A 26,169-nucleotide genomic window follows, 5' to 3' on the forward strand; every position below is an offset into this window, starting at 1 on the left:
AAAAGTGGATAAATAGTTCTTTGAAATTATTGAAATATAGTCAATTACACGGTTTTTTGAAATGAAACGGACTTGATTTTGCAACTTTGCAGTCTAATACAAATGGCTGCTATGTTCCAAGACAAATACGTATTCTCTCAATTAACCGCTTTTCTGAACAGGACTCAGTTCAACAACTATGTTCGCAAGTATGATGGCAACAGATATGTGAAACATTTCACTTGCTGGAATCAGATGCTCGCGATGATGTTTGGACAACTGAGTAACCGTGAGAGCCTGCGAGACTTAATCGTTGCTTTCGAGGCGCATAGGGCCAAGCAATATCATCTTGGTTTAGGTCGTGAACCGATAGCCAAGACAACTCTTGCGACAGCGAACCAGAACCGTGATTACAGAATCTTCGAAGACTTTGCATTCTATATGATGAAGGAAGCCTGCGAGAAGCGGACGACCAACCTCCTTGACATTTCCAGAAAGAAATATGCGTTTGATTCAACAACGATTCCGTTGTGTCTTGCAACATTCCCATGGGCAAAGTTCCGAAGCAAGAAAGGAGGGGTGAAAGCTCATGTCTTATACGACATTGAAGCACAAGTTCCTGCCTTCTATACTGTAACCACTGCATCAAAGCATGATTCCACAGCAATGTCTTCAATCCATTATGAACCAAACGCTTACTATATATTCGACAGGGCTTATGACTCCTTTAAAGAACTCTATAGGATACATCTTACAGACTCTTTCTTTGTTGTCAGAGCCAAGACGAACTTAAAGTATAAGACAGTCAAATGGAAGCGAAGAATGCCAAAGAACATAATGACAGATGCGGAAGTGAAACTGACCGGATATCTCTCCGAGAAAAAATATCCTGAGTCATTCAGACTCGTCCGATATTACGACGAAGAGGATGACCGTGAGTTCACTTTCTTGACGAATGCAAAACAACTTTCTGCACTGGATGTCGCCAATCTTTATAAGAAAAGATGGTTAATCGAGCTGTTCTTCAAATGGCTCAAGCAGCATCTCAAGATAAAGAAATTCTGGGGCACAACAGAGAACGCTGTTCGCATACAAATCAGTGTGGCTATTATCACGTACTGTCTTGTGGCTATTGTCCAACATGATATGAAGTTGAAACGTTCAACCTATGAAGTTTTGCAAATTCTCAGTATATCATTGACTGACAAAACCCACTTGCGTGACCTGTTCGACAAGACTAATTTCAATGATGTCAAAGATCTAAATGATTCCCTGATTCCGGGGCTTTTTGATTAATTGTTTAACTCGTCCCATTTTAACGGGACACTAATGAAACAGAAAAATGAACAAACACATTGTATCGATGGCATTATGTAGCCTTTTTCTGATGGCATGCGGAAGCAATGTTTCCAAAATGACCGTTTCAGAAAAGTCATTAAAAGAGGTGGTTGGGGATAAATTTCTGATGGGAGTGGCGCTTAATGTCCGCCAGTCATCGGGGATGGACACTTCCGCACTGAAAATCGTAAAGCGGCATTTCAATGCCATTGTGGCAGAGAACTGTATGAAAAGTGAGGAAATCCAACCGAAGGAAGGAGAGTTTCATTTTGAGGATGCCGACCGTTTGGTTCAGTTGGGACTCGACAACGGCATGACGGTGACAGGACATTGCTTGATATGGCATTCACAGCTTCCCGAGTGGTTTTGTGTGGACGACAAAGGAAAGAATGTTTCTCCTGAAGTATTGAAACAGCGTATGAAAACCCATATTCAGACGGTGGTCGGACGCTACAAAGGCAAGATTAAAGGATGGGATGTGGTGAACGAAGCCATTATGGAAGACGGTTCTTACCGCAAGAGCAAGTTCTACGAGATTTTGGGAGAAGAGTTTATCCCATTGGCTTTTCAGTATGCGCACGAAGCCGATCCGGATGCTGAATTATATTACAATGATTACGGCATGGATGTGCCGGGACGCCGTGAGGGAGTGGTAAAGCTGGTTCGTTCGCTGAAAGAAAAGGGCTTGCGTATCGACGCGGTGGGTATGCAGGGACACATGGGAATGGATTATCCGGACATCCGCCGGTTTGAGGAAAGCATGCTTGCCTTTGCGGCAGCCGGTGTGAAGGTGATGATTACAGAATGGGAAATGAGTGCCTTGCCAACGGCCCGCAGAAGTGCCAATATTTCGGATACGGTGGCTTTCAAGAAATCCTTGAATCCCTATCCGGATGCTTTGCCGGATTCTGTCAATCAGGCATGGAATAAAAGAATGCAAGAGTTCTTTCAGCTTTTTGAAAAGCATGCCGACATTGTGGAAAGAGTGACCGCCTGGGGAGTGACCGATGAGGATTCCTGGAAAAATAATTTCCCGATTCGAGGAAGAAAGGACTATCCGTTGCTTTTCGACCGGAATTACCAGCCTAAAGATTTTGTACGGAAAATGATAGAAGAAGCACCCCATTCCGTAACCTCTGCAAAGAAATAAATGTTGAACTGGAGACCAACATCAAATGGTCTCATAAAATTACATAGTATGAAAAAGGAAGAAAGATATCTGTTTCCTGCCGATTACATGGCAGACCCGTCGGTACATGTATTCAATGGCCGCTTGTACATTTACCCTTCACACGACCGTGAATCCGGTATTCCGGAAAATGACAACGGCGATCATTTTGACATGAATGACTATCATGTGCTGTCTACCGACGACGTGATGCATGGGGAAATTGTCGACCATGGCGTGGCTTTGAAAGTAGCTGATATTCCTTGGGCCGGGCGCCAGCTTTGGGATTGTGACATTGCTTGTAAGGACGGGAAATATTACCTGTATTTCCCGTTGAAAGACCGGAACGACATTTTCCGCATGGGAGTAGCCATCGGTGACAGGCCGGAAGGCCCGTTCATTCCTCAGCCCGACCCGATTCGGGGCAGTTACAGCATCGATGCGGCTGTGTTCCGTGATGAGGATGGCAGTTATTATATGTATTTTGGCGGTATCTGGGGCGGACAGCTACAGCGTTATCGTGACAATAAGGCCATTGAACATCCGTTCCTGCCGGAAGCCGATGAACCAGCCTTGCCGAGCCGGGTGGTAAAATTGTCGGAAGATATGCTCGGCTTCGCAGAAGAACCGCGTCCGGTCGTTGTACTGGGGGCCGATGGAAAACCGCTGACTGCGGGCGACCCGCACCGCTTCTTCGAGGCTTCTTGGATGCACAAGTACAAAGGGAAATATTATTTCTCTTATTCTACTGGCGACACACACTTGCTGTGTTATGCCGTAGGTGACAATCCCTATGGTCCGTTTGTGTATCAGGGAGTGATTCTGACACCCGTGGTGGGATGGACCACGCACCATTCCATTGCGGAATATAAGGGAAAATGGTATCTGTTCCATCACGACTGTGTGCCTTCTGATGGAAAGACTTGGCTTCGCAGCTTGAAGGTTGTCGAACTGGAATATGATGAGGACGGCAAGATTCAAACTGTAAAAGGCAGTGCGGATGAATAAACGACTTTGGGGTAGTGTCTGTTTCCTGTCTTTGGCCCTGACGTTGTGGGCCGAAGACGGGAGCAGACTTTGGTTACGACAGACGCCTGTGAATCAAGCGTCTGTCTGTTGTTTAGTCACTTCCCCTACGCTTGCTGTGGCGCGTGAGGAACTGGCCGCCTTATGGCAGGGAGGGGAAGTGGATTTGCAGCTCTGTGCCGATGAGACACATCGTCGGTTGGGCAAAGAGGGATACACCATACGTACTTCCGAAGGAAAGACGGTGCTGGAGGCCGCTACGGAACAGGGATTGCTGTATGCGACTTACCATCTGCTGCGGTTACAGGCGGAAGGAGCGGATTGTACCCGGCTGGATATCCGGGAAAAGCCGACCTTCGACATCCGTGTACTGAATCATTGGGACAATCTGGACGGGACGGTGGAACGTGGTTATGCGGGACGTTCTTTGTGGAAATGGGAGGAACTGACCGATTCCGTGCCGGCCCGCTATCGGGAATATGCCCGTGCCAATGCTTCGGTGGGTATCAACGGGACTGTGCTGAACAATGTGAATGCTTCGGCCGAGATTCTATCCGCCGGCTACCTGCAAAAGGTGCGGAAATTGGCCGATGTGTTTCGTCCTTATGGCATCAGGGTGTATCTTTCGGTCAATTTTGCTTCTCCGATGAAGTTAGGAGGTTTGTCTACGGCCGACCCGCTGAACGAGGAGGTGGCACGTTGGTGGAAAGAGAAAGTACAGGAAATTTATGGATTGATTCCTGATTTTGGCGGTTTTCTGGTGAAGGCCAATTCGGAAGGACAGCCCGGCCCGTGTGATTACGGGCGTACGCATGCCGAGGGAGCGAACATGCTGGCGGAGGCTTTGAAACCCTATGGGGGAATCGTGATGTGGCGGGCCTTTGTCTACAGTCCGTCGGATGCAGACCGGGCCAAGCAGGCTTACCTGGAATTTCAACCGCTGGATGGACGGTTTCGGGACAATGTGATGGTGCAGGTGAAAAACGGGCCGATTGACTTTCAGCCGCGGGAACCTTACAGTCCGTTGTTTGGAGCCATGCCGCATACACCGTTGATGGTGGAGTTTCAAATTACGCAGGAGTACTTGGGACATTCCAATCACCTGGCTTATCTGGCCACTATGTGGAAAGAGTTTTACCGCTATGTGCAGCCTTCTTCCTTGAAGGGGGTAGCGGGTGTGGTGAACGTAGGCGATAACGTGAACTGGTGCGGACATGATTTTGCACAGGCCAACTGGTATGCTTACGGGCGGTTGGCTTGGAATCCGGCTTTGTCGGCAGAAGAGATTGCCCGTGAATGGCTGGCACAGACTTTCACGACCGACCGCCGGTTTGTGGAACCTATGACGCAGGTCATGATGGACAGTCGGGAGGCGGTAGTGGATTACATGATGCCGCTGGGCTTGCACCACATTTTTGCCTGGGGGCATCATTATGGTCCTGAACCTTGGTGTGAGGTGCCTGGAGCACGACCCGATTGGCTGCCTTCGTATTATCATCAGGCGGACAAGGAGGGATTGGGATTCGACCGGAGCCGTTCGGGAAGTGATGCCGTGTCGCAGTATCCGGATTCGTTGGCCCGGGTGTTCGATTCGCTGGAGCGATGTCCGGAAGAATATCTGCTTTGGTTTCATCATGTGAACTGGAATCACTCGCTTCATTCGGGACGTTCATTGTGGGATGAACTCTGTTACAAGTATCAGAAAGGTGTGGACGAAGTGCGTGCGTTTCAGCAGGTATGGAAGGAAATGCAGCCCTATGTCGATGCGGAACGCTATCAGGCGGTGGCCGAACGACTGGACATCCAGGTTGGCGATGCCGTGTGGTGGAAAGATGCTTGTCTGGAATATTTCCGTACATTCTCCAATCAGCCCTATCCTAAAGGGGTGGAGCCTCCGGTTTTTACCTTGGAGGAATTGAAAAAAGTGAAGTTGCCCATCAGTAACTATGAACCCCCTACGGTTGAGATGCTTCCGCGGAAAAAATAAGGGGGATTGGAAGTGAATTTGGAGGATTTTGGAGGACTTTTAGGGGCATAAAAAACTCATGAAAAAACGCAAGTACGTTTGGAATCAAATGTACTTGCGTTTTGTTTTAAACGCACTTGCGTTTCAGATGAAACGCCTAAGCGTTTTTTTTATGTGGTTAAGTGTTTCTTAAATTGTTATAATTCAATAGTTTATATTTTCTTAAAAGCGGCAGCGTACATCGATACCTACTTGTACGGGACGTCCTTTTTGGGCAAAACCGCGGCTCATCGTTTCAAAGTAGAAAGCTTGGTAATCTTTGTTCAAGGCGTTGTTCACCCAGATACCGATTTGTCCGTTTCCTTTGTTCAGGCTGAGGCGTCCGTTCAGTGTGCCATAGAGGGCCTGGCTGGCATTGTTCTGCTCTGTCCAGTAGATACGGCCCGCCGCCCGGTAGTTGGCATCGAGGGTGATGTTGTCCAGAATGGCATTCTTACGGAACGGGAAGATGTACTGTCCGCCTACGGTAAAGGTATGTTTGGGTACAAACGGTACATAATTTCCGTTGTAGTTTTCAGTTTCGCTCACCACGTAGTCGGTGAAAGTGGCGTAGGTATAGCCATAGTTTCCGTTCAGGCTGAACTTGTCGGTGAGCTGGGCACGCAGACTGGCTTCGGCTCCCAGGCTACGACTCTTTCCGGCATTGACAGTGATGCGTCCCAGTCCGCTTTCGGCGAAGCGCGACAATTGCTGGTCGCGGGTATCCATGTAGAAGGCAGAAAGGTCGGCCTGCAGTTTTCCGTTCAGCAGGGTGAGGTGCGAACCGATTTCATAGTTCCATGAATATTCCGGCTTGTAGAGCGTGGCAGCCTTCACGTCGGTTTGTGGCGTCTGTGCCATGCCGTTCAGCATGCCCGCAATCTTCTGTTTCTGTTCGTCGCTCAGCATGGACACCTTATTGACAATAGGAATTGTTACATCAGCTACATTTTTCATCATGCTGGCCTGCATGTCGTTTTGCAGCAGGTCGGAAAACATCTGGATGTTGTATCCTCCCGAGCGGTAACCTTTGCTTACGCTGACATAGAGGTTGTTGCGTGAATCAAAGTCGTATTGCAGGGCAAACTTGGGCAACAGCTGGATGTAGTCGTGCGACAGCTTTCCGTGGTAACTGTTGTTCACGTTGAAGTCTTGTGCCGGTACCATCGGGATGACTTTGTCGCCGGGAGTCAGTTTGCCACTCAGCGAATAGGTGTGGGTAAACTGGCAACCGCTGTAATAATCCAGCTTCAGGCTTTCATAGTCCATGCGGAGACCGGCGGTCAGTGAAAGACCTTTCAGACCGAAAAGGTCGTTGAAGGTGGACTGATGGAACACGGCCGCATTCAGGATAGGCGTGCCGAACTGTCCCGGGATGACCAGTTGTTCGCCGTTGATGACGTCATTGAAAGTCATTTTCATGGTCATCGGACCAGCCGAAATGGTCGGCATGTATTTATTGGCATTGGTGTTGATGGTAGAGTTCAGCCAGTTTACTCCGTCTTTCTGGAAAGTGACGGGAGCCTCCGTGTCGAGCCACTGGTAGAAGCCGCTCACTCCGGTAGTCCACTGCCAGCGGCGTCCGGGTTTGGATTTGAGGACAATTTCCTCGCTCAGTGTCTTGGAGTTCTGCTTCTGCATCATGGTATAGATGTTCTGTTCCGTGAAGTCCTGGTCCAAATCCATGTGGTCGCGCAGGTATTGGAAGCCGGTCACACTGCTCAGAATGAAGTTGTCGGCCTGATATTCCAGATTCAATCCGGTGTTCAGCAGGTTACGCTTGTAGCCGCAGGCATTGTCGTAGGAGATGTGGCCGATGTATTGTGCCCGGTCTTCTTCGCCGCTTACTTTTCCGGTGTATTCATACGGATAACCTCCCTGGTTGGCGTATTCATAGTTCACGGTGAAATCAAGTTTCAGGTTGTCGGTGGGCAGGTAGATGGCACGGATGCGTCCGCCGAATTCATTGTCGGTATCAATCCGTTTGCCGTTGAAGTCATTCTTGAAGAACCCTCCCTTATGGTCGTAGAACAAACCTACCGAGAAGGCGAACTGGCTGGAAATACGGTGGTAGTGGGTGAGCGAGGCGTTGTAGTTGTTGTAAGTGGCCGCTCCCAGGCGAAGGTCTGTGCCCTGATAAGTGAAGGGTGATTTGGTGAATACACGGATAAGTCCGCCCATGGTGTTGCGTCCGTAGAGCGTTCCCTGTGGTCCGCGCATGACGTCGATACGTTCGATATCCGAGTAATTGAAGTCGAAAGCCGACTTATCGATGAAAGGAATGTTATCGACATAGAGACCTACTGCCGGTGTATTGATACGTGAACCGATACCGCGGATATAGACAGAAGTGGTCAGTTTGGATCCATAGTCGGGGATGAACAGGTTTGGCACCAGAGCCGACAGAGATTTCACGGAAGTAACCGACTGGTTGCGCAGGGCACTTTGGGAAAACGAGGTCGACGAAGCGGCCTGCTGGCGCAGGCGGTTGTTTTCCTTCGGTGTGGCAATGACGACTACTTCTTCAATGTCGATGACCTTGGTGGTGTCTTTGGGCAAGGCATCTGCAGGAGAGGTCCCAGCCCATACGCTGGATGCCGAAACAGCCCATAAAAAAGCGATAGCGGTATTTTTTTTCATTCTGCTGTAATATAGTTTAGTTAACGGGTGCAAAGTAAGTGGAATTTGAGGGGACGGACAATCCTAATAAATGAGGATTTTGCTAATTTTGTGTTTTGTAATGAAGCCATATATAATAAGGTAAAAGGTATGAGAAGATTTTTGAGTTTGGCGGCGGTGTGTGTATTCGCACTTGGCGTCTGGGCGCAGGAAACTGTGGCTATGAATACGGGCAATCTGGTTTCGCCCGAAGTAAAGAACCAGACCGTCACATTCCGTCTGTGGGCTCCGGAAGCAGAGAATGTGTCTGTGGAAGCCGATTTTTTTGAGAAGACCCGGCAGCAGACTCCACTGGGAGAAGTGGAAGTGGCTGGAAGGATTCCGATGCAGAAAGGCGAAGACGGAGTGTGGACTTACACAACCTCGGTACCTGCCCCGGAATTGCACACTTATTGTTTCTATGTAGACGGCATGCGTATGCTCGACCCCAACAATGTGTATATGTTGCGCGACATTGCCACCTATACCAACTATTTTCTGGTCGACGGGGAGCCGTCGCAGAATTATCTGGTGCGGGAAGTACCTCATGGCACCGTCTCAAAGGTGTGGTATCCGAGTCCTACGCTGGGGATGGAACGCCGGCGGATGACGGTCTATACTCCGGCCGGGTATGAAGACAGTGAGGAAAGTTATCCGGTGCTCTACCTGTTGCACGGAGCCGGTGGCGATGAGAACGCGTGGAGTGAGTTGGGGCGTGCCGTGCAGATTCTGGACAACCTGATAGCACAGGGAAAGGCGAAACCGATGATTGTGGTGATGCCCAACGGTAACGGAGGGCAGGAGGCTGTGCCCGGGGAATATCCGAACAGCATGTACAAGCCTTCATTCATGAATCCGAAGACCATGGAAGGTTCTTTTGAAAAGGCCTTTCCGGATATTATGAACTATGTGGAGACGCATTACCGCACGGTGAACGACAAGGCACACCGGGCCATTGCCGGGCTGTCAATGGGAGGATTCCATTCCTTGTATATCTCGGCCAATTATCCGGATAAGTTCGGCTACGTGGGACTGTTTTCTGCCGCCATCAACCGTCAGTCAAAAAGCGAGAATGCGTATATTTATGAGAACCTGGAAGAAAAGCTGGCTGCCCAGTTTGCAGAGGCTCCCAAGCTGTATTTCATTGCCATCGGCAACGGGGATTTCCTGTATCAGGACAATGTGAAATACCGTCAGCTGTTGGATAACCATGGATATAAATACGAGTATATGGAAACCGACGGCGGCCATGAATGGCGCAACTGGCGGAAATACCTGAACCATCTGCTGCCCGAGCTGTTCCGCTGAATCACACCCGGTCGGCTTCCACGTATCCGTGCATGACCGCATAGATGGCCAGGCCGGATACGGACTTGATGCCTAATTTCTCAGTAATGTTTTTCCGGTGTGAAATCACCGTGGTCAGACTGATGTGCAGCTTTTCGGCGATTTCCTTGTTGATGAGTCCTTTGGTCACCAGCCGGAGTACCTCTATTTCACGGGCTGTCAGCTCATGTTCCGTATCCGCCGGTGTGGTGGGTACGGGATGATGGGTCAGCTCGTGCCCTTTTTTCCGGGTATGCATGATGGTTTTCACCAGCTGTTCCTGTGGAAGAAGGATGTTCAGGCTCGGGATACCTGTCAGCAAGGGAGGTTCTCCAGCTGACAAGACGATGCATTTGGGTTTCCGCTCCAAAAAGAACGAGGTATGTTCGAAATAGACATGGGCTGAAACGAAATAATGCGCATACATGTCGGGGGTGTCGTCTATCAGCTGTTCGAATGAAGAGAAGGTACGGATGACAGCTTCTGGAATCAGTTCTTCCAGAATGGTTCGCAGTCCGAGGGCTGTCAGGGTATTGGGCTCGATAATGGCTATTTCAGGCTGGTGCATAAGGCGTAGGAATTAATGATTCAAGTAATGGGCTACGGCTTCGGCGCAGCGTTCGCCGTCGATACCGGCCGAAACGATTCCTCCGGCATAACCGGCTCCTTCTCCGCAAGGGAACAGGCCTTCCACGGTGAGGTGTTGCAGGGTATCCTTGTCACGTACGATACGTACGGGGGAGGAGGTGCGGGTTTCTACCGCAATCATGACGGCTTCGTTGGTAAGAAAACCGCGGGAACTTTTTCCGAAGAGTTGGAATCCCTTGCTGAGGCGTTCGCTCAGGAATGGCGGTATCCAGAAATGCAGGGGGGAGGATACCAGCCCCGGGCTGTACGAAGTGGCCGGCAGGTCGTAACTCAGCTTTTTCCGGGTAAAGTCTACCATACGCTGGGAAGGAGCTGTCTGACGCATGTTTCCCTGTTGCCAGCAGATTTGCTCCAGCTTTTCCTGAAAACGCATCATGGCCAGTGTATGGACAGTGCCATCGGGCAGCTTTCCGTCGCGGAGTATCAGTTCTTCGGTGAGGGCTTCCTGAGAACCGGAAACAGGGTCCGCCTGGAGTTGCATTTCCGGAAGCAGCAAGTCTTCCGGTCGTGTCTCGACCACCATGCCCGAGTTGCTCCACTTTGTGCCTCGGTTGCTCGGACTCATGCCGTTTACCACCAGCTGGTGAGGGCCGCTGGCTGCCGGAACCACAAATCCTCCCGGACACATGCAGAAACTGTAGACTCCTCGTCCGTCTACTTGTTGCACGAAACTGTATTCGGCGGCGGGAAGGTATTTCCCACGCCCGTTTTTATTATGATATTGTATCTGGTCAATCAGCATGGACGGATGTTCCAGTCGTACACCGACGGCAATCCCTTTGGTTTCCAGCTGTACACCGTGGGCATACAGCCAGCGGTACACATCTCTGGCAGAATGTCCTGTAGCCAGGATAACGGGGCCGAGAAAGGTCTTTCCGCTATGGGTCTCAATGCCCTTCACTTTCTGTCCTTCAATCAGGAGGGCCTCCATCCGGGTTTGGAAGTGTACTTCTCCGCCGCAGGCAAGGATGGTGTTTCGCATATTCTCGATGACCCTTGGCAGCTTGTCGGTTCCGATGTGGGGGTGTGCATCCGACAAGATGGTTGGACTGGCTCCGTGCTGGCAGAACACATTCAAGATTTTTTCTACGCTGCCCCGCTTTTTGCTGCGGGTATAGAGTTTCCCGTCGGAGTAAGCGCCTGCTCCTCCTTCTCCGAAGCTGTAGTTAGACTCGGCATCTACTTTGTGTTCCCGGCTGATACGGGCCAGGTCTTCTTTTCGCTCACGTACGTTTTTCCCGCGTTCTACCACGATGGGGCGTAATCCCAGTTCTATCAGTTTCAGGGCGGCAAACAATCCTCCCGGTCCGGCTCCGACGACAATTACGGCGGGGCGGCCTTCTACATTGGGATAATTCGTACGTTCAAACTCTTCTTCCGAAGGCGTTTCATTGACGAAAACGCGGACAGTCAGATTGATGTAAATGGTACGCTGGCGGGCATCGATGCTGCGTTTCAGAGTACGTATAGCGTTGATGGTGCGGATGTCCAGCCCTTTTTCCCGACTGATGTATTGTTTGAGTGACTGTTCACTGGCTGCCTGTTCGGGCAGAATGCGGAGTTGATATTCGTGGGTCATAATACTTTGTAACTTTTTTGCAAAGATAGGACTTCTGTTTCGTTCCTGCAACGGCTTTTTACTGGTGGTTTTAAGGCTAAATTAAGATTTAGTGGATAATGTATTGTAAATTTTTCTATATTTGTGGTCGATTTTTCTCAACTTTTATAGGTGATAAGGTGTTAATACGTATGATTGTTGAATTTTATTTAAATAACAGTATGAAATCTAAGGTAAAAAGAATGTTCCCGTTATGGGGATTATTGTTGTCATTCTCATGGTGGAATGTGTCGTGTGTAGATAGCAAGTACGACTTGGACAAGGACATCGACATGACAATCAACGTGGGAGGAGAGCATCTCGCGATTCCTGTGGGTAGCACAGACACAGCTTTCTTAAGTAAAATCATCGAAGTGGAAGAAGGGGATATCTTGCAGCCGGATGTGGCTACGCATGTATATCACCTGACGAAAACAGATGATATTGACGTAAATCCTACTACAGTGGAAAAGGTAATGATTACCGGTGCTCAAACGGATTTGACACAGAAAATTGTAGAGAATTTTTCGGGTAGCACTTCTTCGGTTCTGACGTCTATAGAAATCGCTAATACATTGACGGCTACTGCCGATGATATCGATGAGGCGTTGAAAGAATTGGGAGCGCTGAGCACTCAAAATCCTGCCATTCTGGATTTGACTTTTGGATTGGAAGGAACTTTGCACGGCGATGTAAAGGCCGAAAATCTGGTTATCCAGCTTCCTGAATTCCTGAAGTTTAAAGAGGGACAGGTTGAAGCTGGCAATAAACTTACTCTGAATGGAGCATTTACACCCAAACAGTTGGAAGTTGTAGGTTATCAATTTGGTACCAAAGCCAGTGAAGGAGTAAAGCCGGATGAAAATAGAAGTCTGACAATTGAAGGAGAGGTGTCTATGAAAGGAAAAGTAGTCACTTCTGGAATTAGTGGCACAGGAAATTTGAGTCTGAATTTGCACGTGACGTTGAGTGAAATGGCGGCTGATTTTGTCACTGGAGTCATTCAACCCGATATCAATGCAGAAACAACCCAAATTGAATTGAATGACTTGCCTGATTTCTTGAAAGACGATGCCACTCGTCTGGACATTACCAATCCGGTGATTGTGCTGAAGGCCAATAATCCATTGGACACTCCGATAGAACTGGATGCATTATTGACCCCCAAGAAGAACAATGCCAATGTTGAAGGCCATGAAGTGCAGGTCGGTGCGGGCTATGGAAAAACGGCTGTGACCTTGCAACCGGGTAACAATGTGATAGCGCTTTCACGTACAGAGAATGTAACGGTGGAAGGGATGACAAGTAATGTCATCGTAGCTGATATGAATAATCTGCTGGAAATTATTCCGGACGATATTGATGTAGATTTGAAACCGGTTGTCCGCAACGGTGATTACTATGAGGTAGAACTGGGACGAGACTATCAGTTGGCGGCCAGTTATGATGTAGATGTGCCGCTGAGTTTTGAACAAGGCCTGAATATCGTATACAGTGATTCAATCAAGGATTTGAATAAAGATTTGAAGGATGTAGACAAGGTGACGCTGAAAAAGGCAAATATTATTTTGACAGTCGATAATGCCATTCCTTTGAAATTACAGCTGAAACCGGAAAATGTGCAGATTAAGGATGTGTATGGTCGGGAACTGACAGGCATAGAAAAAACGATAGAGGAAGATAAACAATATGTCATGGAAAGTGTGGATGGAGAAACACCTGCTACCAGTGAGGTGGTGTTGAACCTGAGCACAGCAGAAGACCCTGGATTCTTGTCGAAGATAGATAAAATCTGTTTTAAGATTACAGCTGTAACAGGAGAAGCCGCCGGTGTGCCTCTGAAAGATACTCAATGGTTGAAAGTGACCAATGTGAAATTGACTGTTCCGGGTGGGGTGAATGTAGATTTGAACTAATAATGAACGAGAAAAACTAAAACAGATGAAGAAGAATATTTTATTTACAATACTGTCCGGATTTGCGACTTTTGTTTGTGTAGGTGGAGCTGTGGCACAGTCTCAGATAAACCGTTCTGCCTATTTCCTGGAGGGAGCCACTTATCGCCATGAACTGAATCCGGCATTTATGGGAGAAAGAGGATATGTAGGTATGCCCGGACTGGGAAATTTGTCTGTTGGGGCCCAGGGTACTGCAGGTGTAGGTGATTTTCTGTTCGTGAAATCGAATGGCGATTTAATGACTTTCATGCATGAAGGGGTAAGTCGGGCAGATTTCCTGAACGGATTGCCCAACCGGATAAAGATGGGTTTCAATCTGAATGAGAACATCCTGTCGACAGGATTTTATGCGTGGGGTGGTTTTAATACTTTCGGCTTGTCTATCAAGAGTAATGCCAATGTATTTGCACCCGACCAGCTGTTTAAGTTTATGAAAAATGGGGTGGATGCTCCGGAAGGTACCCATTACACGGTGAATGATTTGAATATTCTTACGACTAATTATGCGGAAATCGCCTTCGGACATGCCCGTCAGATAAATGAGCAGTGGACTGTGGGAGCAAAAGCGAAATTCCTGGTAGGATTGGCAAAAGCTACGGTAAAAATAGACCGTTTGGACATTGACGCTACTCCGGATGCGTGGAAAATTACGCCGTCGGGTGCGCAGGCTTATCTTTCTGCCAAAGGACTGATTGCACCGACACGTGGTGAAACGGGAAATTATGAGGAGAGTGATTATGTATTGGATGCCAACGGTAACCGTACGAACCAGTTGAAACCTGGTTCTGAACAACTGCTTTCGTATGATGACTTGGACTTTGATACGAAGAAAATGGGTCCTACAGGCTTTGGCTTGGCTTTTGATTTTGGTGCGACTTATCGCCTGAATGACGACTGGACGTTCTCGGCTGCCGTATTGGATTTGGGATTCATCCGTTGGAAAAATACAGTGAAAGCCACGATGAACAACAGTTTTGAATTTGACGGATTCAATGAGATTCCGGTGAAGTCTGATTTGGGAGATAACGACCCGAATTCAATTGACAACCAGAGTGACCGTGTGGCGGATGATTTGAAACAGATGGCTAAATTCACGAAGGAAGGGGAAGGCTTGAAGCGTACGACTGCGCTGGCGGCTACCTTGAACTTGGGTGCGGAATATACTTTGCCTGTTTACGACCGTTTGAAATTCGGCCTTTTGTCTTCTACCCGTATTCAGGGACGTCATTCCTGGACAGAGGCACGTCTTTCTGCCAATGTGTCGCCGTTAGCCTGGTTCGAGGCCTCTTTGAACTATGCGCTTTCTAATTTCGGTTCCAGCACAGGACTGATGTTGAATTTCCATCCGAAGGGTTTCAACTTCTTTGTAGCTGCCGATGTGCCAATGGGGAAATATACGCCGAAGTATTGCATACCTATCAACCGTTTCTCTGCGAACGTGAATCTGGGTATAAACTTTACGTTTGGTCCGAAGCACAAAACAAGATATCAATGTGTAGAAGTACAGTCATTATAAAAAGAAAAATTTAAAAAGTGAATATGAGAAAAATAGTATATATGTTATCGCTTGCCGTATTGTCCTTATCGGCTATGGCACGTGATATTCAGTACACACGTCCTGCATTGACTTTGAAGAACGATACATTGACCATGGAATTTTCCATGAATGTGGCAGATGTACGTGTCAATAGTGAGCAGACTTATGCCTTTACTCCGGTGTTGCGTGAGGGGCAGAATTATTACGCCATGCCTCCGGTCATTGTGACAGGTAAGAATGGGGATTATAAGATGCGTCGTTCGGAGCGGAAAATGGCCCGGCAGTTCGGATATGATAATCCGTATGTGGTGATTCACGGACGCCAGGATAACCGGGAAGATGTGGTGCGTTACAAGGCTTCTGTACCTTATCAGCCGTGGATGGACCATGCTTCCATGATTCTGCTTCAGGAAGGAAAGGAATGTTGTGAAGTGGATTTGCTCAATATCAAAGTGATAGAGCCGGATATGGCTGTCAAGACTCCTGCCCTGCCTGTAGAGTTTGAGGTGTGTGAACCTTGCAAGGAGATGGTTTCATTCCTGACACCGAAGGACGAACCGAAAGTACGTTCTGAACAGAGTACGTTGTATATTGAATTTCCGGTAGGTAAGACAACTTTTGATGCGGACTATAAAAATAACCGTAGTGAATTGCAAAAGCTGAAAAATATTCTGGATCCGTTGGAGGACCGTGATTTGGTGACATTCAAGTCTATTAATGTCTGTGGATATTCTTCTCCTGACGGTTCAGTCCGTACCAATGACAGAGTGGCCTCCCAGCGTGCGGAATCATTTGCATTGAACTTGAAGGGAGGATATAATTTCCCGCAGGAAGTGTTGCATGTGACTTCTGGTGGAGAAGATTGGGAAAGTCTGGTGAAAATGCTGGAAGAAGATAGCCCTGCGTATGCTGATAAAGCGTTGGCGGTCATTCAAAAGTATGATAATCTGGATGTGCGTGAGGCCCGGTTGAAAACGACTTTGGGCACGGCCACTTACCGCACGATGATGAACCAGTATTATCCTCGTCTGCGCCGCTTGAGTGTATCGGTAGATTACGAGGTGAGAGAGGTGCTGAATTCGGAAGCTGCCCGTCTGATTTATACGAATCCCAAGCTGTTGAGTTTGCAGGAGATGTATCGTGTGGCTGGAATGTATCAGCCGGGTACCAAGGAATACAAGGAAGTTTATGAGATAGCAGCCGCTACTTATCCTGAAGATGTGATTGCCAATATCAATGCGGCTTCGGCCAATATTATCAGTGGAGATTTCAAGAAGGCAGCGTCTTATATGGACAAGGCAAAAGAAGATCCGCGTGCGTATAATAACCTGGGTGTATTGGCCTGGTTGGCTGGAAACACGGAGGATGCAAAAGGATGGTTCCAGAAAGCTGCAAGTGTGGAACCGGAGAAAGCGAATGCCAATCTGGAGAAAATGGTACCTTATGAAACAGCACCGCAGAAGTGATTAACCGCCTTCGTTTGATATAAAAAAGACCCGTACTTTCATTGGTACGGGTTTTTTTATGCCCTGACATTGGATTGTTTGAAAAATACAAATCGCTGCATTGGCACCTCTTGACGAAGTGATGCGATGCAGCGGTTTGTAATCATTATTCGGTTTTATTTCTGTACTTTCAAGCTAAACTTCTTGAAATAAACCTGTATCTCCTGGTCGGATTTGTTCGTCAGACGGACATACTTCAAGGACGTATCCGTCGGGATGGAGGCAGTGATTTCCGTTTTTTCGGCTGCTTGTGACAGAGAAACGACCTGCCATTCCTGACCGTCACGGCTCACTTCCAGTGTGAACTGTGAAGCTACTCCCGGGGTACCTAAGTCCATGGTCAGGGCCTCAAAGCGAATCGGTTGGTCTACGGCAATCTGCAGCATGGCTCCAGCCGGCCATTTGATGACCTCATTGGATGGTGACACATTCACGTACTGATGGCGGGCACGTACCAGCTGGGTCTTCAGCTGAGGCACATCGCTGGTCAGTGTGTAAGGATTGTATTCAGCCTTAGTTTCCAGGTGGGTATTGTACTGGGTATTATAGGCGCTGGTTACCTGGGTATATACCTGATTCAGAGTGGGCAACAGGATGAGGCTTCCCACTTTTACCCCTGGCTGGTACGGATTCTGGTTTTCGGTCATATCCAGTTCGTACATCTGAGTCTGCAAGGCGCGGGCACGGTCGTAGTAGGTCTTGAAGGCAGCGTCTTTTCCGTCCAGAGCTTTTACCATCTGCAGTACACACTGGCCATATTCGCCGAGCAGTTTGCCCTGTTTCAACCAGGGGCGCATCTCTTGGATGAGGGCCGGATTTTCGTTATCGGCCAATAGTACATCGCAGGCAGTTTCCAGAAGCATACATTCCCGGAGTACACTGTCGAGTGCCTCGGTTTGGTGCATATCTTGTGCCAGTACTTTCAGCACAGGTTGCAGGAATACACTCTCGTCGCGGCGGAATCCATGTCCGTTAGGTCCTAAGTCCGAACAGTGTGTGGCAAAGGTTTCCAGGTAAGCGGCTTTCTGAGGCAACAAATCTTTGATGGCATGCTTCCATGACCGGATGCTGTCGTAAGTGTCCAGATTCCAGGTGTAGTCGGCCACGCTGTACAAGGAAATTTTGGAAGATTCCGCATGTTCCATCGGATTGGACACGAAACCGGACATGTCGTCCTTGATATCTTTGGCATTGCCATATACCGGCCCTAAGAGCAGATGGTCGCGCACATAGTCGTTCACCGGGAAGTTCCACCAGATATAGGCCTTACGCCGGATGAGCGGGTTGATCCAGTCCAAAGTAGGTTTGTCGATGCAGGCAATCACCCGATCTCCGGTCCACATGACATGGATGCTGGGGTTGAGTTTTTCCCCCAAGGTAGTCAGATAACCGCCTTCCACGTTCGACCAGCTCTTGTTGTATTCCGTAGGACACATCACCAGAGGGCTCACATCGTGTTTTTTCTGGATAAAATGGTTGTCAATGTAGTTCAGCAGTTCAGCTTGGCGTACGGGGTCTGTACCGTCGCCTGAAATATCGTCGAAGAACACGGCAAAGGAGCGTACCCCTAACTGGTACATGGCTTCGAATTTCTGAATCAGGGCATCGCGGTCGGCATCTGTCCATTTAATATCCTTTCCCGGATGAATGGCCCATACGAAGTTCACTTCGTGGCGGGTAGCCTGCTCGATGAGTTCATGAATCTGAGCAGCTTCCTTTTCCGGATAAGGCTTTCGCCAATTGGGGGAGGAGTGGTACGGGTCGTCTTTCGGGCCGTAGATATATGTATTCATTTTGTTTTTACCGTAGAACTCGAGTTGGCGCATACGGGCTTCGTGGCTCCAGGGAGTTCCATAGAACCCCTCCACCACACCGCGGAAGTCAATGTCGGGATAGTCCTCAATGGTGCAGAGGCTCAAATCGCCTTGACGTACCATCTGTGCTAAAGTCTGCACGCCGTAGAAGGCCCCTCGTGCATCCGCACCGGCAATCACGATGCTGTTGTCGTTCACTTCTATATAATAACCTTCTTTGTGTGATGGAACTTTTTTAGCATATTTCTTGACGGCTTTATCACCTTTTTTCCCGAGAATGATTTTGAATCCGGTTTTTTCCTGTTTGTTGGGAAGAAGCTGTTTCAGGGCTTCAGCGGCATGCGGGCAGCTGCCTTCGCCCAGGATGAGCTGGTAAGATTGCGGCACGGCCACGGTCTGTTGCTGTTTGTTCGGCTTAAATTCCTGCACTTTGGGTTGAAGCAGGCTGGCATCGGTCTGGGCCAGAATAGGTGTGGCACCTAAAAACATGCAGAATAAGGGTAGTAAATGGTGTTTCATAAATTTTAATTAGGTTAGATAATAATGATATTGCAAACATACATAATTGGAGCATCTTTACAAAGAACCTTATCTTGAAAGCGGAAGGAACTTATCCGAATAATTCCCGGAAGGCTTCTTCCACTTTCCGTACAGGAACAAGTTCTATTTTGATTTTCTTGCGGTCGATACCTGAAAGGTTGTGCTTGGGTATCAGCATCCGTTGGAATCCCAGTTTTTCGGCTTCACTGATGCGCTGTTCGATGCGGTTGACCGGACGGATTTCTCCGCTCAGTCCGACTTCGCCTGCCATGCAAAACCCCGTTTCGATTTCAGAATCCATGTTGCTGGAAAGAATGGCACTGATGACGGCCAGGTCGATGGCCGGGTCGTTGACCTTCAGTCCTCCAGCAATGTTCAGGAAGACATCTTTCTGTGCCAGTTTGAAACCGACCCGCTTTTCCAATACGGCCAGCAGCATGTTCATGCGTCGGAGGTCGAAGCCGGTGGCAGAACGTTGCGGCATACCGTAGGCTGCCGTGCTGACCAATGCCTGGACTTCAATCAGGAAAGGACGTACGCCTTCCACGGCTCCGGCAATGGCTACCCCGCTCATGCCTTCATGGTCTTGGGTAAGCAGGAGTTCCGAAGGATTACTGACTTGGCGAAGGCCGTCCTGCCGCATCTCATAAATGCCCAGTTCAGCGGTGCTTCCGAAACGATTTTTGATGCTGCGTAAGATGCGGTACATGTAGTGCTGGTCTCCTTCGAATTGCAGCACCGTATCCACGATGTGTTCCAGTACCTTCGGTCCGGCGATGCTGCCTTCCTTGTTGATGTGTCCGATAAGGATGACAGGGGTACCGGTTTCTTTGGCAAACTTCAAGAGAGAGGCGGTACATTCCCTTACCTGCACGATGCTGCCGGGAGAGGAATCAATGTTTTCGGTAGAAATGGTCTGAATGGAGTCGATAATGACCAGGTCGGGAGCGGCATTTTTGATATGGGTGAAGATTTGCTCCAATGAAGTCTCACAGGCTATCAGCAGATTGTCATTGTCCGGATGGGGGATGCGGACAGCCCGGAGTTTGAGCTGACGGGCGCTTTCTTCACCGGATACATAAAGAATCCTTTTGTGGGCAAGTCGGAGTACGGTCTGAAGTACCAGGGTAGATTTGCCGATACCGGGCTCTCCGCCAATCAGAGTCAGAGAGCCTTGCACAAGTCCTCCTCCCAATACCCGGTTGAGTTCCTCGTCCAGCATATCAATCCGTTGCTCCTCGTCGGATGCGATAGCTTTGAGAGGCTGAGGTTTGGAACGTACGGATTCGATGCCGTGCGCCACATGCTTGGCCACGGGGGCTTCTTTCCGGACCACCTCTTCTACAAATGTGTTCCACTGTCCGCAAGAGGGACATTTCCCGGCCCATTTCGGGGATTCTTGTCCGCAATTCGTGCAGACATATACTGTTTTTTCTTTTGCCATAGTTGTCACACTAATTTCAGACAAAGGTACGAAAACTTATGTTTATTTCTGATACTGCCAAAAAAATATCATTTAAATGTGGGTTTGTGGAAAAATGTTGTTATATTTGCCAGCAGAAAAACAATAATCTATGACTGAACGCTGTCTTCATATCATCTTGTTGAAGGGGCATGGGTATATGCCTTTTATTACTTCTGCCACAGGGATGACCCCTAGGGGGTAAAGGATAGTATGTTTGGTGTTTCTACGTGATACACGTCTGCGGATGCAGACATTTCAGTTATTTTATTCATTCAACTTTAATTTAATTTATTTGTTTCCGTAGGGAGGTGGATTGTACTGCTTTCTTCTTATGGAAATAAGACCGGATTATAGGAATTCGGGCATAAAAATAAGAATAATCTATGAAAGTATTGAAATTCGGCGGTACGTCCGTAGGCTCCGTCAATAGCATGTTAAGCGTGAAGCGCATTGTAGAAGGTGTAGATGACAAAGTGATTGTAGTTGTTTCTGCATTGGGAGGTATTACCGACAAATTGATTTGTACTTCAAAAATGGCCGCTTCGGGCGATGATGCTTATGAAAAGGAAATGAAAGAAATCGTGAACCGCCATATAGAAATGGTCTACACGGTCATTCCGGCAGGAAGAGGCAGGGAATTACTTCTGGATTTGGTGAATGAACTGCTAAGTGAATTGAAGGATATTTTTCAGGGGATTTATTTGATTCGGGATTTTTCTCCCAAGACTTCGGCCACTATTGTGAGCTATGGAGAACGTTTGTCTTCCATTATCGTGGCTACCTTGATTCAAGGAGCTATGTGGTTCGACTCCCGTACATTTATCAAGACAGAGAAAAAACATAACAAGCATATTCTGGACTCGGAACTTACCAATCAGTTGGTACGCGAAACTTTCAGTGAGATACCGCAAGTATCCGTCGTGCCGGGATTTATTTCTACGGATAAGAATACCGGTGAGGTCACAAACCTGGGACGGGGTGGTTCGGATTACACGGCTTCCATCATTGCGGCTGCGCTGGATGCGGATATTCTGGAAATTTGGACGGATGTGGACGGCTTTATGACAGCCGACCCTAAAGTCATCAGCACGGCTTATCCTATCAAGGAGTTGAGTTACGTGGAGGCTATGGAGTTGTGCAACTTCGGGGCGAAGGTGGTGTATCCGCCGACCATTTATCCGGTGTGTCACAAGAATATTCCGATTCTGATTAAGAATACCTTCAATCCGGAGGCTCCTGGAACAATTGTCAAACAGGATGCTGACCATTCTTCCAAACCCATTAAGGGTATTTCATCCATTAATGATACTTGTCTGATTACCATGACCGGTTTGGGAATGGTAGGCGTGATTGGAGTTAATTATCGTATTTTCAAAACGCTGGCAGAAAACGGTATCAGTGTGTTCCTTGTTTCTCAGGCTTCTTCCGAGAACTCTACTTCCATCGGAGTAAGAAATGAGGATGCGGATTTGGCTTGTGAAGTATTGAATGAGGAGTTTGCCAAAGAAATTGAAATGGGAGAAATCTCACCGATGAAGGCGGAAGGCAATCTGGCCACCGTAGCCATTGTGGGTGAGAACATGAAGCATACACCGGGTATTGCCGGTAAACTCTTTGGTACCTTGGGACGAAACGGCATCAATGTCATTGCGTGTGCGCAGGGAGCTTCGGAAACCAATATCTCTTTTGTGGTAGACGGCACTTCTTTACGGAAAACATTGAACGTGATTCACGATTCGTTCTTTCTGTCAGAATACCAAGTCTTGAATTTGTTTATTTGTGGCACAGGAACAGTGGGTTCCAGCCTGATAGAGCAGATTCATGGTCAGCAGGAAAAATTGAAACAGGAGCGTGGATTGAAGTTGCATGTGGTTGGGATAGCCAACGGTCACAAGGCCTTGTTTACCCGTGCAGGAATTGATTTGGAGCATTTCAGGGAGGAATTGGATGAAAAAGGTTCTCCTTCATCTCCGCAGGTGCTCCGGGATGAGATTGTAGGGATGAATATCTTCAATTCGGTATTTGTGGATTGTACCGCCAGTCCGGATATCGCGGCCCTCTACAAGGACTTGTTGAGTCATAACGTATCGGTAGTGGCAGCCAACAAGATTGCGGCTTCTTCGGAATATGATATTTATGCGGAATTGAAGAAAATAGCCCGTCAGCGGGGAGTCAAGTTCCTGTTTGAAACGAATGTAGGAGCGGGATTACCGGTAATCAATACCATTAACGACCTGATAAACAGTGGAGATAAAATCCTGAAGATTGAAGCGGTAGTAAGCGGTACGTTGAATTATATTTTCAACCGTATCAGCGCCGACATGCCGTTGAGTGCGACCATCCGTCAGGCGAAGGAAGAGGGTTATTCAGAGCCTGACCCGCGAGTAGACCTGAGCGGGAAGGATGTGATTCGGAAACTGGTGATTCTGGCTCGTGAAGCGGGTTATCGTTTGAACCAGGAAGACGTGGAAACCCACCTGTTTATTCCGGACAAGTATTTTGAAGGAACGTTGGATGATTTCTGGAAGAACATACCCAAATTGGATAAGGAATTCGAAGAGCGTCGCCGTGAAGTGGAACGCGAAGGAAAACGCTGGCGCTTTGTTGCCAGTCTGGAAAACGGACATGGAAAAGTGGCGTTGCAGGAAGTGGACAGCAACCATCCGTTCTATAATCTGGCGGGTACCAATAACATTATTCTGCTCACCACCGAACGTTACAATGAATATCCGATGCTGATTCAAGGCTATGGAGCGGGTGCCAGTGTAACCGCTGCAGGAGTATTTGCGGATATTATGAGCATTGCCAATATTTAAAAACAGACAGTCATGAAACATCTTATTATATTGGGCGACGGCATGGCCGACTGGGCTGTTCCGTCGCTGGGAGGAAAGACCCTGTTGCAGTATGCACAGACTCCTTATATGGACAAACTGGCACGCATGGGACGTACGGGTATGTTGAAGACCGTAGCCGACGGATTTCATCCTGGGAGTGAGGTGGCCAATATGTCGGTAATGGGATATGACTTGCCCAAGGTTTACGAAGGCCGTGGGGTGCTGGAAGCTGCTAGTATCGGAGTAGACCTTCAGGAAGGGGACATGGCCATGCGGTGTAACATCGTATGTGTGGAAGGAGATATTTTGAAGAACCATTCTGCCGGGCATATCACGACCGAGGAAGCCGATGAGCTGATTCGTTTCCTGGATGAAAAACTGGGCTCCGACCGTATTCATTTCTATACCGGTGTGCAGTATCGTCATCTGCTGGTGATAAAAGGAGGAGACAAACGGCTGGCTTGTGTGCCTCCGCATGATATCCCTTTGCAGCCTTTCCGCCCGAATTTGGTGAAGGCTTTGTGTCCGGAAGCACAGGAAACAGCCGATTTGTTGAATGATTTGATTTTGAAGTCACAACAGTTGCTGCCCACTCATCCGGTCAATCTGAAACGGGTGGCAGAAGGAAAGGACCCGGCCAATAGCATCTGGCCGTGGAGTCCGGGATACCGTCCGCAGATGGAACCCTTGGCCGAGAAATATCCGTCCATTCATAAAGGAGCGGTCATTACGGCAGTCGATTTGATTCGGGGTATCGGGCGTTACGCCGGATTGCGTTGCATTGAAGTGGAAGGAGCTACCGGCTTGTATAATACCAATTATGAAGGAAAGGCCCAGGCAGCCATTGAAGCCTTGAAAACCGATGACTTTGTGTATCTGCATGTGGAGGCCAGCGATGAGGCCGGACATGAAGGAGATGTGCCGTTGAAGTTGCAGACGATTGAAAACCTGGACCGTCGGATTGTGGGACCTGTCTATGAGGCGGTGAAACAATGGGATGAACCTGTCGCCATGGCGGTTCTTCCAGACCATCCTACGCCTTGTGAGTTGCGGACACATACCAATGAGCCTATACCGTTTTTGATTTATTATCCGGGTATTGTGCCCGATTCCGTGCAGACCTATGATGAAATAAGCTGTAAGGAAGGCGGATACGGCTTGATGGAAAAAGACGAGTTTATGAATTTATTTATGAACATTCAGTAACAAATTGCAATATGAAGTATTACAGTACAAACGGAAAAGCGCTGGACGCTACTTTGGAAGAGGCTGTAGTGAGAGGACTGGCTTCTGATAAGGGCTTGTATATGCCTCGCGAGATAAAGGCATTGCCGCAGTCTTTTTTTGACGAGATTGATACGCTTTCTTTCCCTGAGATAGCTTATAAGGTGGCCGATGCCTTCTTTGGAGAAGATGTACCTGCAGAGACTCTGAAACAGATTGTATATGATACCTTGAATTTCGATGTGCCGGCAGTGAAAGTGAAAGATAATATTTATTCTTTGGAACTGTTTCATGGACCGACGCTGGCGTTTAAGGATGTAGGCGGTCGTTTTATGGCGCGTCTGCTGGGGTATTTTATCCGCAAGGAAGGGAAAAAGCAGGTCAATGTGCTGGTGGCCACTTCGGGTGATACGGGAAGTGCCGTGGCAAACGGTTTTCTGGGAGTAGAAGGTATCCATGTATATGTGCTCTACCCGAAGGGAAAAGTCAGCGAGATTCAGGAAAAGCAGTTTACTACCCTCGGACATAATATTACGGCCATTGAGGTGGACGGTACGTTCGATGATTGCCAGGCACTGGTGAAGAGTGCGTTCATGGATAAGGAATTGAACGAACACATGCAGCTCACTTCCGCCAACTCCATTAATGTGGCCCGTTTCTTGCCTCAGGCATTTTATTATTTCTATGCCTATGCGCAGATGAAGAAAATCGGTAAAGCCGACAATTTGGTAGTCTGTGTACCGAGTGGAAATTTCGGGAATATCACTGCCGGGTTGTTTGGCAAGCGCATGGGACTCCCCGTGAAGCGTTTCATTGCCGCCAATAACCGGAATGACATATTCTATCAGTACCTGAAGACAGGGAAATATAATCCACGTCCTTCTGTGGCTACGATTGCCAATGCCATGGATGTGGGCGACCCAAGTAACTTTGCCCGTGTATTGGATTTGTACGACGGCAGCCATGAGGCCATCGCTTCCGAAATCAGTGGAGAAACCTATACCGATGACCAGATTCGGGAAACGGTACAGAAGGTGTATGAAGAAACGGGTTATCTGCTGGATCCCCATGGGGCATGTGGATACCGGGCTTTAGCGGAAGAACTGAAGGAGGGCGAAGTGGGTGTATTCCTGGAGACCGCTCATCCGGCCAAATTCTTGCAGACCGTAGAAGGTATCATCGGTGTAGAGGTAAAAATACCGGAGAAACTTCAGGCCTTTATGAAAGGAACCAAACAGAGCATACCGATGTCAAAAGATTTTGCGGCTTTCAAGGCTTACCTGATGAAGCAGTAATTGTTCGGACGCAGATTAGGATAAGAGTAGTTCTCAGTACTTCCTTGGAAGTACTTTAGTACTGCCTAAGAAGTACTGCAGTACTTTCAGGGGAGTACTCCAGTACTTTAAAGGAAGTACTGAGCTGACGGCATATCATCGACTCAGCTTTTGCAACTGTCTGAACAGTAGCGGTTGGGCTGATGAAAAAAAGGAAGGGACCATTCAAATGAAAATGAACGGTCCCTTCCTTTTTAGGTTATGTTTTTT

16 protein-coding genes are annotated in these 26,169 nt (G+C 48.2%); 11 read left to right on the forward strand and 5 right to left on the reverse strand.

Annotated elements, in window-relative coordinates; translation table 11 throughout:
* Positions 1-111: 111 nt before the first annotated feature.
* From BQ7480_RS04875 to BQ7480_RS04890, 4 genes are all read left to right on the forward strand, one after another.
* Positions 112-1,275 carry an IS4 family transposase gene (locus BQ7480_RS04875; RefSeq protein WP_072543906.1) on the forward strand — a complete coding sequence of 388 codons (1,164 nt, stop codon included), beginning with the start codon at positions 112-114 and terminating at the stop codon, positions 1,273-1,275.
* Between the two features lie 91 nt (positions 1,276-1,366).
* Positions 1,367-2,467 carry an endo-1,4-beta-xylanase gene (locus tag BQ7480_RS04880; RefSeq protein ID WP_072541945.1) on the forward strand — a complete coding sequence of 367 codons (1,101 nt, stop codon included), beginning with the start codon at positions 1,367-1,369 and terminating at the stop codon, positions 2,465-2,467.
* Positions 2,468-2,515: 48 nt separating this feature from the next.
* Entirely contained in the window at positions 2,516-3,493 is a 978-nt protein-coding gene (locus BQ7480_RS04885) for a glycoside hydrolase family 43 protein (RefSeq protein WP_072541946.1), read from the forward strand.
* Positions 3,486-5,498 (forward strand): alpha-glucuronidase, encoded by a 2,013-nt coding sequence (locus tag BQ7480_RS04890; RefSeq protein WP_072541947.1) that lies wholly within the window; start codon positions 3,486-3,488, stop codon positions 5,496-5,498. Before BQ7480_RS04885 ends, BQ7480_RS04890 begins: the two co-directional genes overlap by 8 nt.
* Positions 5,499-5,699: 201 nt before the next feature.
* Here BQ7480_RS04890 and BQ7480_RS04895 read toward each other — a convergent pair whose 3' ends face one another.
* Complete coding sequence (locus BQ7480_RS04895) at positions 5,700-8,156, reverse strand: TonB-dependent receptor (protein WP_072541948.1); 2,457 nt, start codon at positions 8,154-8,156, stop codon at positions 5,700-5,702.
* A 129-nt stretch (positions 8,157-8,285) separates the two neighbouring features.
* Here BQ7480_RS04895 and BQ7480_RS04900 point away from each other — a divergent pair, with 129 nt between their 5' ends.
* On the forward strand, positions 8,286-9,482 hold the full coding sequence (locus BQ7480_RS04900) for an esterase (RefSeq protein WP_072541949.1): 1,197 nt from the start codon (positions 8,286-8,288) through the stop codon (positions 9,480-9,482).
* Between the two features lies 1 nt (position 9,483).
* On the opposite strand, the gene BQ7480_RS04905 is transcribed toward BQ7480_RS04900, so the two are convergent.
* Together BQ7480_RS04905 and BQ7480_RS04910 are read right to left on the reverse strand one after the other, a co-directional pair.
* Positions 9,484-10,068 (reverse strand): response regulator transcription factor, encoded by a 585-nt coding sequence (locus BQ7480_RS04905; RefSeq protein WP_072541950.1) that lies wholly within the window; start codon positions 10,066-10,068, stop codon positions 9,484-9,486.
* Positions 10,069-10,080: 12 nt separating this feature from the next.
* Positions 10,081-11,727 carry an NAD(P)/FAD-dependent oxidoreductase gene (locus BQ7480_RS04910; RefSeq protein WP_072541951.1) on the reverse strand — a complete coding sequence of 549 codons (1,647 nt, stop codon included), beginning with the start codon at positions 11,725-11,727 and terminating at the stop codon, positions 10,081-10,083.
* Between the two features lie 200 nt (positions 11,728-11,927).
* Between BQ7480_RS04910 and BQ7480_RS04915 the strand changes: the two genes are divergently transcribed.
* Genes BQ7480_RS04915 through BQ7480_RS04925 form a run of 3 tightly spaced genes read left to right on the forward strand, consistent with a single transcriptional unit; the run spans position 11,928 to position 16,706 of the window.
* Positions 11,928-13,661 carry a hypothetical protein gene (locus BQ7480_RS04915; RefSeq protein WP_139255712.1) on the forward strand — a complete coding sequence of 578 codons (1,734 nt, stop codon included), beginning with the start codon at positions 11,928-11,930 and terminating at the stop codon, positions 13,659-13,661.
* 25 nt (positions 13,662-13,686) lie between these two features.
* The gene (locus BQ7480_RS04920; protein ID WP_072541952.1) at positions 13,687-15,219 is read left to right on the forward strand and encodes a DUF5723 family protein; all 1,533 of its coding nucleotides are present in this window, start codon (positions 13,687-13,689) and stop codon (positions 15,217-15,219) included.
* Between the two features lie 23 nt (positions 15,220-15,242).
* Complete coding sequence (locus BQ7480_RS04925; protein WP_072541953.1) at positions 15,243-16,706, forward strand: DUF3868 domain-containing protein; 1,464 nt, start codon at positions 15,243-15,245, stop codon at positions 16,704-16,706.
* 155 nt (positions 16,707-16,861) lie between these two features.
* On the opposite strand, the gene BQ7480_RS04930 is transcribed toward BQ7480_RS04925, so the two are convergent.
* Both BQ7480_RS04930 and radA read right to left on the reverse strand, forming a co-directional pair.
* On the reverse strand, positions 16,862-19,078 hold the full coding sequence (locus BQ7480_RS04930) for a beta-N-acetylglucosaminidase (protein WP_072541954.1): 2,217 nt from the start codon (positions 19,076-19,078) through the stop codon (positions 16,862-16,864).
* A gap of 91 nt (positions 19,079-19,169) precedes the next feature.
* Complete coding sequence (gene radA / locus BQ7480_RS04935) at positions 19,170-20,543, reverse strand: DNA repair protein RadA (RefSeq protein WP_072541955.1); 1,374 nt, start codon at positions 20,541-20,543, stop codon at positions 19,170-19,172.
* A gap of 404 nt (positions 20,544-20,947) precedes the next feature.
* Between radA and thrA the strand changes: the two genes are divergently transcribed.
* Genes thrA through thrC form a run of 3 tightly spaced genes read left to right on the forward strand, consistent with a single transcriptional unit; the run spans position 20,948 to position 25,920 of the window.
* Positions 20,948-23,380: a bifunctional aspartate kinase/homoserine dehydrogenase I gene (gene thrA / locus BQ7480_RS04940; protein WP_072541956.1), complete on the forward strand. Its 2,433-nt coding sequence runs from the start codon at positions 20,948-20,950 to the stop codon at positions 23,378-23,380.
* Positions 23,381-23,392: 12 nt separating this feature from the next.
* Positions 23,393-24,607: a cofactor-independent phosphoglycerate mutase gene (locus BQ7480_RS04945; RefSeq protein WP_072541957.1), complete on the forward strand. Its 1,215-nt coding sequence runs from the start codon at positions 23,393-23,395 to the stop codon at positions 24,605-24,607.
* Positions 24,608-24,618: 11 nt separating this feature from the next.
* Positions 24,619-25,920 (forward strand): threonine synthase, encoded by a 1,302-nt coding sequence (thrC, locus tag BQ7480_RS04950; protein WP_072541958.1) that lies wholly within the window; start codon positions 24,619-24,621, stop codon positions 25,918-25,920.
* The last annotated feature ends 249 nt before the right edge of the window (positions 25,921-26,169 follow it).

The organism is Bacteroides mediterraneensis (assembly GCF_900128455.1).
Lineage (GTDB): Bacteria > Bacteroidota > Bacteroidia > Bacteroidales > Bacteroidaceae > Phocaeicola > Phocaeicola mediterraneensis.

Bases quoted from the DNA above. Each gene is read 5' to 3' on its own strand.
- BQ7480_RS04875 (WP_072543906.1), top strand. From the start codon at position 112: ATGTTCCAAGACAAATACGTATTCTCTCAATTAACCGCTTTTCTGAAC.
- BQ7480_RS04880 (WP_072541945.1), top strand. From the start codon at position 1,367: ATGGCATGCGGAAGCAATGTTTCCAAAATGACCGTTTCAGAAAAGTCA.
- BQ7480_RS04885 (WP_072541946.1), top strand. From the start codon at position 2,516: ATGAAAAAGGAAGAAAGATATCTGTTTCCTGCCGATTACATGGCAGAC.
- BQ7480_RS04890 (WP_072541947.1), top strand. From the start codon at position 3,486: ATGAATAAACGACTTTGGGGTAGTGTCTGTTTCCTGTCTTTGGCCCTG.
- BQ7480_RS04895 (WP_072541948.1), bottom strand. From the start codon at position 8,156: ATGAAAAAAAATACCGCTATCGCTTTTTTATGGGCTGTTTCGGCATCC.
- BQ7480_RS04900 (WP_072541949.1), top strand. From the start codon at position 8,286: ATGAGAAGATTTTTGAGTTTGGCGGCGGTGTGTGTATTCGCACTTGGC.
- BQ7480_RS04905 (WP_072541950.1), bottom strand. From the start codon at position 10,068: ATGCACCAGCCTGAAATAGCCATTATCGAGCCCAATACCCTGACAGCC.
- BQ7480_RS04910 (WP_072541951.1), bottom strand. From the start codon at position 11,727: ATGACCCACGAATATCAACTCCGCATTCTGCCCGAACAGGCAGCCAGT.
- BQ7480_RS04915 (WP_139255712.1), top strand. From the start codon at position 11,928: ATGAAATCTAAGGTAAAAAGAATGTTCCCGTTATGGGGATTATTGTTG.
- BQ7480_RS04920 (WP_072541952.1), top strand. From the start codon at position 13,687: ATGAAGAAGAATATTTTATTTACAATACTGTCCGGATTTGCGACTTTT.
- BQ7480_RS04925 (WP_072541953.1), top strand. From the start codon at position 15,243: ATGAGAAAAATAGTATATATGTTATCGCTTGCCGTATTGTCCTTATCG.
- BQ7480_RS04930 (WP_072541954.1), bottom strand. From the start codon at position 19,078: ATGAAACACCATTTACTACCCTTATTCTGCATGTTTTTAGGTGCCACA.
- radA (WP_072541955.1), bottom strand. From the start codon at position 20,543: ATGGCAAAAGAAAAAACAGTATATGTCTGCACGAATTGCGGACAAGAA.
- thrA (WP_072541956.1), top strand. From the start codon at position 20,948: ATGAAAGTATTGAAATTCGGCGGTACGTCCGTAGGCTCCGTCAATAGC.
- BQ7480_RS04945 (WP_072541957.1), top strand. From the start codon at position 23,393: ATGAAACATCTTATTATATTGGGCGACGGCATGGCCGACTGGGCTGTT.
- thrC (WP_072541958.1), top strand. From the start codon at position 24,619: ATGAAGTATTACAGTACAAACGGAAAAGCGCTGGACGCTACTTTGGAA.